This is a genomic window from Amycolatopsis sp. NPDC047767 (assembly GCF_040704195.1).
Lineage (GTDB): Bacteria > Actinomycetota > Actinomycetes > Mycobacteriales > Pseudonocardiaceae > Amycolatopsis.
This window is the reverse complement of sequence record NZ_JBEYSJ010000024.1, coordinates 92,635-106,340: the sequence shown is the minus strand read 5'-3', so window position 1 is coordinate 106,340 and position 13,706 is coordinate 92,635. Positions and strand designations below refer to the sequence as shown.

Genomic DNA, 13,706 nt, shown 5'->3' with positions numbered 1-13,706 from the left:
GGATTCCCGGTCGCACGCCCCCGCCCGGGTGCGGTAAGCATGGGCCATGACCCTGGTCCGGTTCGGCTTGCTCGGCCCCGTGGAGGCGCACGTCGCCGGCGAGCCCGTCGACCTCGGGCACGCGCGGCAGCGCTGGGTGCTGGCCGCGCTGCTCGCCGACGCCAACCGGCCCGTGTCCACGGAGCGGATCGTCGAGCGCGTGTGGGCGGACGAGCCGCCGTACCGCGCGCACCGGCTGCTCGCCAGCTACCTCTCCCGGCTGCGCCGCACGCTCGCGGCGGCGGAGGGCGTCGAGATCAAGCACGGCCCGAGCGGTTATGTGCTCACCACGCCGCCCGGGAGCGTCGACGTGCAGCGGTTCCGCGCGCTCGTCGCGCAGGCTCGATCGCAACGGCGGCCGGAACTGTTCGACGAGGCCCTCGCCCTGTGGCGCGACGACGCGTTCTCCGGCCTCGACACCCCGTGGGCCGAAGCCGCCCGCGAAACGCTCGCTGCCGAACGCCTGTCCGCCCAGCTCGACCGCACGGACCTCGCGCTGCGGCTGGGTGAGCACAACGCCGTGCTCGCCGACGCGGCCCAGCGCGCCGCGGCCTTCCCGCTCGACGAGCGGATCGCCGGCCAGCTCATGCTCGCGCGCTACCGCGCCGGGCGGCAGGCGGGCGCGCTCGAGGAGTACGACCGGATCCGTCGCCGGCTCGCCGACGAGTTCGGCGCCGACCCCGGTCCCGCGCTGCGCGAGCTGCACCAGCGCATCCTCACCACCGACCCGGAGCTCAGCCCGCCGCGCGAGACGCCCGTGCCGCGCCAGCTGCCCGCGCCGCCGCGGTGGTTCGTCGGGCGCGACGCCGAGCTGGCCGAACTCGACGCCGCGATGGCCGGCGGCTCGGGCACGGTCGCGATCTCGGCGATCGGTGGCGCCGGCGGCATCGGCAAGACGTCGCTCGCGCTGCGGTGGGCGCACCGCAACGTCGCGCGGTTTCCCGACGGCCAGCTGTACGTGAACCTCCGCGGCTTCGACCCGGCCGGTTCGCCGCTACGGCCCGAAGCCGTGGTGCGCCACTTCCTCGACGCGTTCGGCGTCGCGCCCGCGGCCGTGCCCGCCGACCCCGAAGGCGGCTTCGCGCTGTACCGCAGCCTCGCCGCGGGCCGGCGCCTGCTCGTGGTGCTCGACAACGCGCGCGACGCAGCACAGGTCGAACCGCTGCTGCCGGGCAGTGAGACGTGCACCGTGATGATCACCAGCCGCCACCGCCTCGGCGGCCTCGGCGTCCGTGGCGCGCAGCTGCTGGACCTGGCCGAGCTGGCCGAACGCGAGGCGCGCGAGCTGCTCACGCGCCACCTCGGCGACCGGCGCGTGGCGGCGGAGCCGGCGGCCGTCGCCGACCTCGTGCGCTGGTGCGGCGGTCTGCCGCTGGCGATCAGCGTCGTCGCGAGCCGGGCCGGGGCGAACCCACGGTTCCGCTTGGAGGTGCTGGCGCGCGAGCTCGAGGACGCGTCGGCTCGGCTCGACGCGCTGGACGCCGGCGACCTGGCCACGAACGTCCGGGCGGTGTTCTCGTGGTCCTACGACGCCCTCGACGCGGGCGCCCAGCGCGTGTTCCGGCTGCTCGGCGCCGTGCCGGGACCGGACGTGAGCCTCGCGGGCGCGGGCGCGCTGGCCGGCCTGGAGCGGCCGCGGGCGGTGCTGCGCCGCCTCGTCGACGCGCACCTGCTGCAGGAGCACCTGCCCGGCCGCTACCGGATGCACGACCTGCTACGGCTGTACGCCGACGAGCTCGTCACCCCGCCGGAACGCGCCGAGGCACTCCGGCGCTTCACCGACTTCCTGCTGCACACGGCCGGCGTCGCGAACCGCCTGCTGCGGCCGGAACGCCAGTCGATCGACCTCCCGGAGGCGACCGCGCCGCCGCTCGCCGACCGCCGGGCCGCGACGCGCTGGTTCGACGACGAACAGCACAGCCTCCGCGCGACGCTGGATTCCGCCGTGCAGCGCGGCGCGCACCAGGACGTCTGGCGGCTCGCGTGGAGCATCAGTGGGTACCACGTGATTCACGGCCAGCTCGTCGAAGACCTCACGGCGTGGCAGGCCGGCCACGCCGCCGCCCGCGCCCTCGACGACCCGGAACCGCAGGCCATCGCCGCGATGTACCTCGGCACGGCCTACACGCGCACCGGGTCCCACGACCACGCCCTCCGGCACCTGCGTGAGGCACTTTCCCTTGCGCGACACGCGGATCTCGCCGCCGACGCGTCCCGCGCGCTCGGCTGGGCGCTCGGCCAGAGCGGCGACTTCGACGGCGCCCTGCACCACACCGCCGCCGCGCTGAAGCACTACCGCGCCACCGGCAACGGCTTGCGCCAGGCCGACGCGTTGAACACCCTCGGCTGGTACTCCGCGCAGCTCGGCTTCCTGACCGAAGCCCGCGAACACTGCGAACAGGCGCTCGCGCTGTGCCGCAAGCACGACCACCACCGCGCGGAGACCGTGACGCTCGACAGCCTCGGCTACATCGCCTCGGCGATGGGCGAACACGAAGACGCGCTGGACCACTACACGGCCGCTCTCGCGCTCGCCCGCGACACCGAAGACGCCTACGACGAGCCCGTGATCCTCGCCAACCTCGGCGACACCCACGCCGCCCTCGGCAACCCGGCCGCCGCGCGCGAGGTGTGGGCGCGGGCGCGCGAGCTGTTCCAGTCCCACGGCCGCACGGGTGACGCCGAGAGGATGGCGGCGAAGCTCGCGTCAGCCGAAGGGTGACGCGAGGGTGTCCGCAGCTACCCGCGAGACCCCGTGGCGAGGGAAAACCGGGCAACCCGGGCGCGTGATCCCCGTCTCTTCCGGCTACGGGTTGCGGGTCGCCAGGTGGTGGTGGCGACGCAGGGTCGAACGGCGCCGGACGACGCACGTCGCGTGGCCGGCGCGGGGTTCCGGGAGTGCGGCGGTGCGATGGGTTCGGTGGGCTCGGTGGGCTCGATGGGCGCTGTGCAGCCACAGGACGTCGCGGCCGAAGGACCACACGAGGGTGGCCAGGGCGGCCACCGTGACGGCCAGGCCGGCGAGGTGGGGCAGCAGGCCCGAGGCCGCGGCCACCAGCAGCACGCCCTGCAGCGCGGCGACGACCTTGCGCGCCCGGCTGGGCGGCAGTGTGCCGTTGAGCCAGGGCAGGGCCCAGGTCGCCGCGACGAACGCGTAGCGCATCAGGCCGATGACGAGGACCCAGTAGCCGAACGTCTCCGCTGCCAGCACGCTGAGCACCAGGATGAGGAACGCGTCGGACTCCATGTCGAACCGAGCGCCGAGCGCCGAGGATGTGCCGGTGCGGCGCGCGACCTGCCCGTCGACGGCGTCGAGCGCCAGCGCGACCGAAGCCAGCGGCACGAGCACGGCGAGCGGCGCTCCCCCGTTCAGGTGGTCCGCGACCAGCGCGGTGACGCCGCCGATGAGGATGGCGCGGGCGAGCGTGACGTGGTCGGCGGGGCCCAGGGACCGGGCACCGGCCTTGCGCGCGGCGCCCGCGAGCAGGGCCCACAGGCCGACGGTGTACGCCAGGCCCGCGGCCCAGCCGGCGGCGCCGAGGCCGACGGTCAGGGCGAGCACGCCCAGCAGCGCCACCTGGGCTCCGGCACCCGCGGCCTGCTGCCGAACGAGTGAACCCACGGTGGAACGTGATCGTGTAGTGGTGGTGACAGCCATATCGCCTCGATCTCGCGGCAGAGGAGGACGACCATGACACGTACGGGACAGGCCTTCTGGTTCAAATCCGCCGGAACCGGCGAGATCCGGGCGGCGGAGGTGCCGGCGCCGGGGCCGGACGAAGTGCTGGTCAGGACGCTGTTTTCCGGTATGAGCCGCGGCACGGAAAGTCTGGTGCTGCGCGGCGGCGTGCCCGAGAGCCAGCGCGAGGTGATGCGCGCGCCGTTCCAGGAGGGCGACTTCCCGTTCCCGGTGAAGTACGGCTACCTCAACGTCGGGCGCGTCGAGGCCGGGCCGGCCGAGCTGGTGGGGCGGACGGTGTTCAGCCTGTACCCGCACCAGACCGAGTTCGTGGTGCCGGCCTCGGCGGTCACGGTGGTGCCGGACGACGTGCCGGCCGCGCGGGCCATCCTCGCGGGCACCGTGGAGACGGCCGTGAACGCGCTGTGGGACGCCGCGCCCCTGGTCGGCGACCGGATCGCCGTGGTCGGGGCCGGGATGGTCGGCAGTAGCGTCGCCGGGCTGCTCTCCCGCTTCCCGGGAGTGGACGTCCAGCTCGTGGACACCGACCCGGCCCGGGAGAAGGTCGCGGCGGCGTTCGGCATCCGCTACGTGCGGCCGGAGGACGCCGAGGGCGACCTCGACCTCGTGGTGCACGCCAGCGCGACCGACGCGGGGCTCGCGCGGTCGCTGGAGCTGCTGGGCCGCGAGGCGACGGTGGTGGACCTGAGCTGGTACGGCGACCGGCGCGTGAGCGTTCCGCTCGGCGAGAACTTCCACTCGCGCCGGCTGACGATCCGCAGCAGCCAGGTGGGCACGGTCTCCCCCGCCCGTTCGGCGCGGCGCACCTACGGTGACCGCATGGCCACGGCTCTGCGGCTGCTGGCCGACCCGGCGTTCGACGTGCTCGTCACCGGCGAGACCGCGTTCGCGGACCTGCCGGACCTCATCTCCCGCCTCGCCGGCGGGGACCTGCCGGGGCTCGCGCACCGGATCGTTTATCCACTGGGTACGTAAGGAGAAAATCTTGTTCAGCGTCACCGTCCGCGACCACATCATGGTCGCCCACAGCTTCCGCGGTGAGGTCTTCGGTCCGGCGCAGAAGCTGCACGGCGCCACTTTCGTCGTCGACGCCACGTTCCGCCGCACCGACCTCGACTCCGACAACATCGTGGTCGACATCGGCCTCGCGACTCAGAAGCTCGGCTCCGTCCTGGCCGACCTCAACTACCGCAACCTCGACGACGACCCGGCGTTCGAGGGCATCAACACGTCCACGGAGTTCCTGGCGAAGGTGATCGCCGACCGGCTGGCCGACGCCGTGCACGCCGGGGAGCTCGGCGAGGGTGCCCACGGGCTGTCGGGGATTTCGGTGACGCTGCACGAGTCGCACGTCGCTTCGGCCGGGTACGAGCGTTCGCTTTGACCGAGGTGGATCCCTCCGGCTACGCGCCGGAGTGGTTGCGGCTGCGCGAAGGCGCGGATTCCGTCGCGCGCGCCGCGTCCCTTGTGGACTCGCTCGAGCCGGCCACGCCGGTCGTGGTCCGCGACCTGGGCTGTGGCACCGGTTCCATGAGCCGCTGGCTCACGGGCCGGTTGCCACGGCCGCAGCAGTGGATCCTGCACGACCAGGATCCGGGACTGGTGCGGCTGGCGGTCGCGGGTGTTGAGAATGCGACAGGCGAGGTTCGAGATGTCACACGGCTGACGGCGGCGGATCTTTCGGGAACCTCGCTGGTGACCGCGTCGGCGTTGCTGGACCTGTTCACGCCGGAGGAGATCCGGCGGCTGGTCGACGCTTGTGCGGGGGCGCGGGTGCCGGCGTTGCTGACGTTGTCGGTGGTCGGGCGGGTCGCGCTGACGCCGCCGGATCCGCGCGACGAGGCGGTGGGGGCGGCGTTCAACGCGCACCAGCGCCGGGAAGGCCGGCTGGGGCCGGACGCGGTGGCGTTCGCGGCGGCGGAGTTCGCCGCCCGTGGGTTCACGGTGCGGCGGGTGGCGACGCCGTGGCGGCTCGGGGCTCAGGACGCGGCGTTGATGGAGACGTGGTTCTCGGGCTGGGTTTCCGCGGCCGAGGAGGAGAATCCGGCGTTGGAGTTGGCGGGATATCGGCGGGAGCTCGAGTCGGCGGTTGTGGAGCACGAGGACTTGCTGGCTCTGCCTCCGCAGTCTTAGCCGCCTTAGCTGTCGGCTTCCCGCCGGGCCTTGGCTCGCCGTTTGCCCTCGTGCATCGCGGCGACCCGGGCGATCGGGATGGTGTGGCCTTCGGCGACGAGGTCGTCCGGAAGTGCCTGCGGTGCGGGCATTTCCGTCGCCCACGGGTCGGTGTCGCCGAGGAGGCCGAGTGCCGTGTGGACGGTGAAGTCGCGCGGGGTCACGTCGTCGGCCGCGGACCACGGGATCGGGAACGACACGGTGAGGCCGGGCCGCACGCGTGGGCTGTAGGCGGCGACCACGGTGGCGCCGCCGGCGCGGGTGGAGTCGAGGAACACCTTGCCGTGGCGGTCTTCGCGGATGAACGCGGTGGTGGCGAGGTCCGGGTCGAGGCGCTCGGCGCGGGCCGCGACCGCGCGGGTCGCGGCGGCGACGTCCTCGTGGGCCTGGCCGGGCTGGAGCGGCACGAAGACGTGGACACCCTTGGAGCCGCTCGTTTTCAGCGCACCGGCCAGCCCCGCGTCGGCGAGTGCCTGGCGGACCAGGCGCGCGCCCGCGACGGCGACGCCGAACGGCGCGCCCTCGGGCGGGTCGAGGTCCATGATCAGGTGGGTCGGGCCCTGGGTGTGGTCGAAAAGCGTCAACGTGGGGTGGTATTCGATCGCGCGTTGGTTGCCGAACCACAGGAGCGTGGGGCGATCGTTGCACAACGCGTAGGAGACTTCCCGCTTCGAACTCTCGGCCCACAGCTTCACGCGCGGCACGAACTCGGGCGTGTACTTCGGCAGGTTCTTCTGCATGAACGCGTCCTGCCCGCGCAGCACGCGCACCACCGACAGCGGCCGGTCGTGCAGCACCGGCAGGAGCCGCTGCGAGACGCCGTCGAGGTAGTCGAGCAGGTCGCGTTTGGTCGCGCCGGCGTCGGCGAACAGCGGCTGGTCGAGATTGGTCAGTTTGACACCCTCGCGTACGTCGTCGCTGCTCATCGGCCTACCTTCGCCCACCGCGCGGGCGTCGGTCAACCGCTTCACACGAGCGGACGGCCCTCGCAGCGGCGCTTGCGGAGATCACGCAGGTACGCGTTGTACGGGAACCGCTGCACGCTGCGCGGGAGGTGCCGCACGACGTGTCCGATCCCGCGCGTGAGACGTTCGAATGTTCGCTGATCGTGTTCGGTCCACGACAACCGCATGTGCTCCCGGAAACACGCCGGCAGGAACCCGGTCGTCACGAACCGGTGGAACCGCCCGAACACCAGTGGGAACGGCTGCGGCAGGAACCGCAGGTCGACGAGGTCGGTGAGGTACGCGCGGGTCCGGTCGTCGATGGTCACCCGGTCGAGCCCGTCGGCCCAGTACTTCGCGAACGCCTCGCGGTCCTCGGGCCACATCTCCGGCCGCACCTGCAGCGTCGTGCCGAGCACCACGGCGTCGGCGTACAGCTCCTCGGGCGCGGCCCCACCGAAGAACGCCGCGTGCACATCCTCGAGCCCCTTGTACAGACACGCGGCGACCCACAGCTGCAGCTCGGGGTCGAAGGCGTTGTAAGCGACCGGACTGTCCTTCGTGGACCGCACCTGACGGTGGGATCCGTTGACCGCCTTGCGGTAGGCCTTACGCTCCTCGTCGGTCCCGAACGCCGCGACCGCCAGGTAGGTCCCCGTGGTGCGCGCCCGTTTGACCGGGTGCCGGAACAGGTTCCCGCTCTCGACGCGGCTCTCCATCACCCCGTACCCCACCGGCGCCCGCCCGAGCTGCATGATCACGTTGGCGCTGCCGGCCATCAGCCCGATGCCGACCATGGCTTTCTCGAGTGCGTCACCCATCGCGCCTCCTCGTGGATCAAGGAAACGCGACTGTTTACCCGGAGTCAAGAGCGGCTTGACTTCAAGACGCCTTGAAATTCCACAGTGTTCGCCAAGACGGGGATCTCCAAGACAGGGATCTCCCAGACGGGAACTTCACCAGGAGGCAACCATGACCTTTCCCGACCCGGGCCGCGCGGGCGTCGCGGCCGTGCGCATCCGCCAGGGCGACGGTTCGCCTGAGCTCAGCGCGCCGGCTCCAGCGGCAGGACGATTGAGTCACACGGTGTTCACCGGCGACGAAGGGTGGTTCACCTACGAACAGTGGGCGCACGAACCCGAACCGGACGGGAGCGAATTCCACCTCTACCGCAGCACCCGGCGGCCCGATGCGCCACCGGCGGGCTGCGTCGTGCTCGTCTCCGTGGCGTTCGACAGCCCCGACGAAGCCCGGCTGAAGGCGTGGGTCGACACGATCTTCGAGGCCCTCGCCGACTCCCGTCCCCACCCCGGCGGGATCTCGGCCCACTTCCACTTCAGCGCCGACGGCACGCGCGTCGCGAACTACGCGGAGTGGGTGAGCGAGGCAGCGCACCTCGACGCACTCGGCGAGACGGGGTTCGTGGGTTCGTCACCGAAGTTCCAGGTCGCGCAGGCGTTTCCGGGCCTTGTCGGCAGCACTGTGCGGCGGTATCGCCCGATCGGCCACCTCGACGTTGCCGACCGGACCGGTACGGACTGAACCTGTCAGCAGACCGACACTGAAGCCGGACCCGAGGGAGGCGGCTAGAGCACCGAACGCGCGAACTCGATCAACGTGCGCGCGGCGGGACCGCTCGGACCGTCGGCCCGCCACGCCAGCGCGAGCTGACCGCGCAGCCGAGGCCGCAGCTGCAGCGTGTGCAGCTCGGTGGCGTGGTACCGCGCGAGGGACTCCGGCACGATCGCCACGCCGAGGCCGCGCATCGCCAGCTGGGCCAGCACGTTCGGGTCGCTGGCCTCGATCGTCACGCGCGGGTGGACCCCCGCCGTCGCGAAGGCGCGGTCGAGGACGCCACGCACGCCCGTGCCCTTGGGCAGGCAGATCAGGCCGCGGCCGGCCAGGTCGGAGAACGCCACGTCGTCGCGTGAGGCCAGCGGGTCGCCGGGCGCGGTGACGGCGACGACCGCCTCGTCGAGCACGACCTGCGCGGCGAGGCCCGCGGGCACGCCGTCGGCGAGGCCGATCACGGCGACGTCGAGGCGGCCTTCGCGCAGCGCTTCGACCATCACGTCGGAATTGGCCTCGCCCAGGGTGATCTCGACACCCGGGTACCGCTCGGCGAAGCCGGCCAGGAAATCGGGCAACGCGACCGGTCCCGCCGACGTCACGATCCCCATCGCCACCTGCCCGCGGACCAGACCTTCGTGCTCGGCGACCGTCTCGCGCACAGCGGCCACCGCGGCGAGCGCGGCGCGGGCGTGGGGCAACGCGGCGGCGCCGACGTCGGTGAGCCGCACCGCGCGTCCCGACCGGTCGAACAACGGCTGCCCCAGCTCGCGTTCCAGGCGCCGGATCTGCGCACTGACGCCGGGCTGCGCGACGTGCATCCGGGCCGCGGCGCGCGTGAAGTTGGCTTCCTCGGCGACGGCCACGAAGTACTCGAGCTGATGCAGTTCCATAAGCATTGATTCTAGCTGGTGGAACTACTATCTCTTGGACTTCTCGAACGCCCCGAGCCACGCTGGGGTCATGCAAACCTTCACCCCTGGCCAGGACGGCTACCGCGAGGAAATCGCCGGTTTCCAGACCGGCATCGAGGCGACGCCGAAGCTGGTCGTCGCCGCCACCACGGCCGACGACGTCGCCGAGGCCGTGCGCCACGCCGCGGCCCGCGACCTGCCCGTGGCGGTCCAGGCGACCGGTCACGGCCTGCGCGCCCCGGCCGACGGCGTGCTGATCTCGACGCGGCGCATGACCGGCGTCGAGATCGACCCGGTCGACGCCGTCGCCCGGGTCGAGGCCGGCACGACCTGGGGCAAGGTGCTCGAAGCCGCCGCCGAGCACGGGCTCGCGCCGCTCAGCGGTTCGGCGCCCGGCGTCGGCGTGGTCGGCTACACGCTCGGCGGCGGCTTCAGCCTGCTCGGGCGCCGCTACGGCCTCGCCTCCGACCAGGTGCGCTCCGCGGACGTCGTGACCGCCGACGGCACGCTCGAACGCACCACCGACCTCGGCGCCGGCGTGATCACCGCACTGGAGTTCGGGCTCGTCCCCGTGACCGGCCTGTACGGCGGCGGCCTCTACTTCGACACCCCGAAGCCGGCCGACGTCCTGCGCACCTGGCGAGACTGGACCGCCGACCAGCCCGACACGCTCACCACGTCGCTCGCCCTGATCCCCTACCCGGACCTGCCGATGGTGCCGGAACCGTTGCGCGGCAAGCACATCGCCCACGTCCGCGTCGCCTACCTCGGCGACGACGGCCCGCGGCTCGTCGCTCCCCTGCGCGCGCTGGGACCGCTCGTGGACACGCTCGGCACCATGCCGTTCACCGACTCCGGCTCCATCGCCGCCGAGCCGCCGCACCCCCACGCGTACCTCGGCGACAACCGCGTGGTCGCGCAGCTGCCCGACCTCACGATCGACGCGATCCTGGAGCACGCCGGCCCCGGCGCGCCCGTGCCGACCGTGCTGATCATCGACCTCCTCGGCGGCGCCTACACCCGGTCGACGGCCCCGGACTTCACGCCCGAATCGCGTTACACGATCCGCGCCCTGTCCGTTTTGGACGAATCCGGCCCGGACCCCGTGCGCGCGGCTCACGACAAACTGTTCGTCCCGCTCACCGCAACAGGCCGGCTGCGCAGTTTCGTGTACGGCCAGCCGTTCTCCTAAGTCGATCTTAAGTTTTCACCGGAGCCCTCGACGCCGCTCGCGCTCTGAGTAGATTTGCGCCAGGCCAGTCGAATTCTGGGGGCTGGCACTACTCGGAAGGTTCACCGCGAATGGGTATTCAGGATTCTTCGCGCCGTTTTTCCCGGCTCGGCGCGGTCGTCGCCGCGGCCGCAGTCGCCGGGGGCGTGCTGCTCACCGGCGCCACAGCCGAGGCGGCACCGCAGTCGGCCAATGCGTGTTCGGGCGCCCACCAGGCGGGCGGCGCGCCGCAGGTCTGGAGCAAGGCGTCGCACTCGGGCTGCAGCGTGTTCGGCTCGCCGGGCCGCAAGCAGGGTTACAGCTTCACCGTGACGAACAACCAGACCGCCTGCGTGCAGGGCTGGGGATTCGACTCGGCACACCCGAAGGGCGGCTGGTTCGACATCGGCTGCGGCGTTTCCGGGCACATGACCGTGCCGTGGGGAAATGTGCTCGGCGAACCGCAGGTGCGCGTGAAGAGCGTTTCCCTGTTGCCGACACTGCTCGACTGGTACAACTGATTTCCTGAAACCGCGGCCGGCGAATTCATTTCCCCGGTGAGTTCGCCGGCCGGTTCTTCTCATCGCGGCGGTTGCCCGTTCTCCACTCGATCCGCACACCCGAAAACGCCTGACCAAAACTGGGCGTTTTGTGCGGTTTCGGACACTCGGCGCGGGCTCGTGGGACCGTGTGCCCTCAACCGTCGGCCGCCTGCCAGTGATCGCTTCGCAGGTGTTCACGCGGCGTTGGTGTCGGCTGGATTGGATCGACGGTCGACACCACCCCCGCGTGAGGAGTTGTACCTTGTCCGCCGACCCCACCACCCCCACCCCCGAGCCCGAAGCCGGCCCCACCCGCCGCCGGTTCCTGCAGGGCGCGGGCGTCGCCGCCGGAGCCCTGATGTTCGGCGGGATCGCCGACGCCGGCCCCGCGAGCGCCGCGACCCTGGGCAAGAACGGCTTGCCCAGAGGGTTCAGAGGCGACATGTCCGACCTGAAGCACGTCGTGATCCTGATGCAGGAGAACCGTTCGCTCGACCACTACTTCGGCACGTTCCCCGGCGTGCGCGGCTTCAACGACAAGCAGGCGCTGAAGTTCCAGGACGGCACCACCGTCTTCCAGCAGAAGGACAAGACCGGCGCCATCGTGACGCCGAAGGTCGACGACGGCATGTGGGGCAACGACCACGGTGCCTGGGGCGACGTCGCGCACCGCAGCTGGGACCAGTGGGTGCAGCACAACGGCGCCAGCTGCATGAACTACCACAGCGACGGCTACATGAGCTTCTACCACTCGGTGGCGGCCCAGTACACGATCGCCGACCAGAACTTCTGCTCCGAGTTCGGCCCGACCGACCCGAACCGCAAGTATCTGTGGAGCGGTACGTCGAACACCGAGACCGGCAACACCGACGAGTCGAACTACAGCCGCCCGTGGATCACCGTGCCCGAGCAGCTGCAGCAGGCCGGCATCGACTGGCGTCTCTACTCCGACAACAGCGGCAACGGCCGCCAGGGCTACCTCAGCTCGTGGATCGGCGACTACGGCGACAACGAACTCAAGTACTTCAAGGGCTTCGAGCCCAACGGCCTCAGCCCGCTGGACCCGAAGCTGCAGCCCGGCACCGGCCTGATCTGGCGCGGCAACGCCACCTACTACGCCGGCAAGACCACCCCGAACGACGACTCCGACGCCAACCTGCAGGCCGTCCTCAAGGACTTCCGCGACGCCTGCCAGCCGGGCGCCGAGCACCCGCTGCCGGCCGTCTCGTGGATCGTCGCGCCCTACGGCTGGTCCGAGCACCCGGACGCCGACACGCTGCACGGCGAGCGCTACGTCCAGGAGGTGCTCTCGATCCTGCAGAGCAACCCGGACATCTGGAACCACACGCTGTTCATCCTCAACTACGACGAGAACGACGGGAAGTTCGACCACGTGCTCCCGCCGTGGCCCGAGGCCGGCACCGAAGGCGAGTACACCGGCTCGTACCCGCTCGGCTTCGGCCCGCGCGTGCCGATGCTGCTCGTCTCGCCGTGGTCGCGCGGTGGCTACGTCGCTTCGGAGGTCTTCGACCACACGTCGACGATCAAGTTCCTGGAGAAGTGGGCGGCGCACCTCGGCAAGCCGTTCACCTGCCCCAACATCAGCGACTGGCGCCGCTCGATCGCGGGTGACCTGACGAGCGCGCTCGACTTCGCCCACCCGCAGACCGGGCCGGCGACGTTCGCGGACCCGACGGCCGAGCAGCCGGTGAAGGTCGCGGCCGGCCACATGAAGCCGCGGCCGCTGAACTTCCACCCGCACGCCACGGTCACGCAGGACCACAAGGGCCACGTCACGGCGAAGCTGACGCTGGCCGGCGGCGACAAGGGCAAGGCCGTGAGCTTCCAGGTCTTCCCGGACAAGCTCAAGCCGTTCACCAGCACGCCGTTCACGGTCACCGAACGCAAGTCGCAGTCCTACACCTGGGACACCTCCGCCACCGGCGGCGAGTACGCGTTCTCGATCTACTCCAACGACGGTTTCGTGCGCTCGTTCGCGGGCAAGGTCACCTCGTCCGGGCACGACCCGCGCGTGGACGCCGACCTGCTGCAGCCGACGCTGCTGGTGCGGGAGCAGCACGTGCGCTTCACGCTGCACAACGACAACCTGCTCAAGCCGATGCACTACAAGCTGACGGCGAACGACTTCAGCGGCGGGACGAAGACCGTCACGGTGCTCGGCGTGCTGCCGGCGATCGTGAACTGGCCGACCGAGAACGGCTACTACGACGTGGTCATCACGGTCGAGGGCGACTCGACGTGGAAGCAGCGCTACGCCGGCCGGATCGGCGAGGGCTGCTAGTTCTCTCGCAGACGGCCGGTGGATCCCGCTCGGGTCCGCCGGCCGTCAGCGTTTGTTCCGGCGGACGCGGTCGAGCCAAGTGAGGTCGCTGCTCTGGTAGCGCGCGACCTCGGCGGCGTGGAAATCGCGGCGCGTCTCCTTGAGCGCGTCCCAGCCGTCTTCGGCGGCGCGCCGGCCGCGGCGGCGGGCCCGGAGGTCGAGTGCGGCGGCGACGCCGATCACCACGAGCACAGCCCCGACCAGGATCACCAGCAGCGCCACAGCACCCACCACCCAGAGTAATCGCAGGTCACGGGCGTGGGCCCGCCGCGCGG

At 71.6% G+C, this 13,706-nt stretch carries 13 protein-coding genes; 8 read left to right on the top strand and 5 right to left on the bottom strand.

Going from position 1 to position 13,706, the window contains the following annotated elements:
* The first annotated feature begins 46 nt into the window (after positions 1–46).
* Entirely contained in the window at positions 47–2,761 is a 2,715-nt protein-coding gene (locus AB0878_RS34070) for a BTAD domain-containing putative transcriptional regulator (protein ID WP_366584313.1), read from the top strand.
* 84 nt (positions 2,762–2,845) lie between these two features.
* Here the strand turns inward: AB0878_RS34070 and AB0878_RS34065 are convergent, their stop codons facing one another.
* Positions 2,846–3,661 carry a CDP-alcohol phosphatidyltransferase family protein gene (locus tag AB0878_RS34065; protein WP_366584312.1) on the bottom strand — a complete coding sequence of 272 codons (816 nt, stop codon included), beginning with the start codon at positions 3,659–3,661 and terminating at the stop codon, positions 2,846–2,848.
* A 69-nt stretch (positions 3,662–3,730) separates the two neighbouring features.
* On the opposite strand from AB0878_RS34065, the gene AB0878_RS34060 reads away from it, so the two are divergent.
* The 3 genes from AB0878_RS34060 to AB0878_RS34050 are packed head-to-tail and all read left to right on the top strand — an operon-like array spanning position 3,731 to position 5,872.
* On the top strand, positions 3,731–4,714 hold the full coding sequence (locus AB0878_RS34060; RefSeq protein ID WP_366584311.1) for a zinc-binding alcohol dehydrogenase: 984 nt from the start codon (positions 3,731–3,733) through the stop codon (positions 4,712–4,714).
* A gap of 10 nt (positions 4,715–4,724) precedes the next feature.
* Positions 4,725–5,123: a 6-carboxytetrahydropterin synthase gene (locus AB0878_RS34055; protein ID WP_366584310.1), complete on the top strand. Its 399-nt coding sequence runs from the start codon at positions 4,725–4,727 to the stop codon at positions 5,121–5,123.
* Positions 5,124–5,128: 5 nt separating this feature from the next.
* Complete coding sequence (locus AB0878_RS34050) at positions 5,129–5,872, top strand: class I SAM-dependent methyltransferase (protein WP_366584356.1); 744 nt, start codon at positions 5,129–5,131, stop codon at positions 5,870–5,872.
* Between the two features lie 5 nt (positions 5,873–5,877).
* Here AB0878_RS34050 and AB0878_RS34045 read toward each other — a convergent pair whose 3' ends face one another.
* On the bottom strand, positions 5,878–6,837 hold the full coding sequence (locus AB0878_RS34045) for an ATP-dependent DNA ligase (RefSeq protein ID WP_366584309.1): 960 nt from the start codon (positions 6,835–6,837) through the stop codon (positions 5,878–5,880).
* Between the two features lie 41 nt (positions 6,838–6,878).
* Positions 6,879–7,676, bottom strand: a complete 798-nt coding sequence (locus AB0878_RS34040) for an oxygenase MpaB family protein (RefSeq protein ID WP_366584308.1) — start codon at positions 7,674–7,676, stop codon at positions 6,879–6,881.
* Between the two features lie 151 nt (positions 7,677–7,827).
* Between AB0878_RS34040 and AB0878_RS34035 the strand changes: the two genes are divergently transcribed.
* Positions 7,828–8,397 (top strand): antibiotic biosynthesis monooxygenase, encoded by a 570-nt coding sequence (locus AB0878_RS34035; protein WP_366584307.1) that lies wholly within the window; start codon positions 7,828–7,830, stop codon positions 8,395–8,397.
* Positions 8,398–8,441: 44 nt separating this feature from the next.
* On the opposite strand, the gene AB0878_RS34030 is transcribed toward AB0878_RS34035, so the two are convergent.
* Positions 8,442–9,317 (bottom strand): LysR family transcriptional regulator, encoded by an 876-nt coding sequence (locus AB0878_RS34030; protein WP_366584306.1) that lies wholly within the window; start codon positions 9,315–9,317, stop codon positions 8,442–8,444.
* Between the two features lie 70 nt (positions 9,318–9,387).
* On the opposite strand from AB0878_RS34030, the gene AB0878_RS34025 reads away from it, so the two are divergent.
* From AB0878_RS34025 to AB0878_RS34015, 3 genes are all read left to right on the top strand, one after another.
* Complete coding sequence (locus AB0878_RS34025) at positions 9,388–10,530, top strand: FAD-dependent oxidoreductase (RefSeq protein WP_366584305.1); 1,143 nt, start codon at positions 9,388–9,390, stop codon at positions 10,528–10,530.
* A gap of 110 nt (positions 10,531–10,640) precedes the next feature.
* Positions 10,641–11,069 (top strand): hypothetical protein, encoded by a 429-nt coding sequence (locus AB0878_RS34020; protein ID WP_366584304.1) that lies wholly within the window; start codon positions 10,641–10,643, stop codon positions 11,067–11,069.
* Positions 11,070–11,352: 283 nt separating this feature from the next.
* Positions 11,353–13,392, top strand: a complete 2,040-nt coding sequence (locus tag AB0878_RS34015; protein ID WP_366584303.1) for an alkaline phosphatase family protein — start codon at positions 11,353–11,355, stop codon at positions 13,390–13,392.
* Positions 13,393–13,437: 45 nt separating this feature from the next.
* On the opposite strand, the gene AB0878_RS34010 is transcribed toward AB0878_RS34015, so the two are convergent.
* Positions 13,438–13,653 (bottom strand): hypothetical protein, encoded by a 216-nt coding sequence (locus AB0878_RS34010; protein ID WP_366584302.1) that lies wholly within the window; start codon positions 13,651–13,653, stop codon positions 13,438–13,440.
* Positions 13,654–13,706: the final 53 nt, after the last annotated feature.

Bases quoted from the DNA above. Each gene is read 5' to 3' on its own strand.
- AB0878_RS34070 (WP_366584313.1), top strand. From the start codon at position 47: ATGACCCTGGTCCGGTTCGGCTTGCTCGGCCCCGTGGAGGCGCACGTC.
- AB0878_RS34060 (WP_366584311.1), top strand. From the start codon at position 3,731: ATGACACGTACGGGACAGGCCTTCTGGTTCAAATCCGCCGGAACCGGC.
- AB0878_RS34045 (WP_366584309.1), bottom strand. From the start codon at position 6,837: ATGAGCAGCGACGACGTACGCGAGGGTGTCAAACTGACCAATCTCGAC.
- AB0878_RS34040 (WP_366584308.1), bottom strand. From the start codon at position 7,676: ATGGGTGACGCACTCGAGAAAGCCATGGTCGGCATCGGGCTGATGGCC.
- AB0878_RS34035 (WP_366584307.1), top strand. From the start codon at position 7,828: ATGACCTTTCCCGACCCGGGCCGCGCGGGCGTCGCGGCCGTGCGCATC.
- AB0878_RS34030 (WP_366584306.1), bottom strand. From the start codon at position 9,317: ATGGAACTGCATCAGCTCGAGTACTTCGTGGCCGTCGCCGAGGAAGCC.
- AB0878_RS34025 (WP_366584305.1), top strand. From the start codon at position 9,388: ATGCAAACCTTCACCCCTGGCCAGGACGGCTACCGCGAGGAAATCGCC.
- AB0878_RS34020 (WP_366584304.1), top strand. From the start codon at position 10,641: ATGGGTATTCAGGATTCTTCGCGCCGTTTTTCCCGGCTCGGCGCGGTC.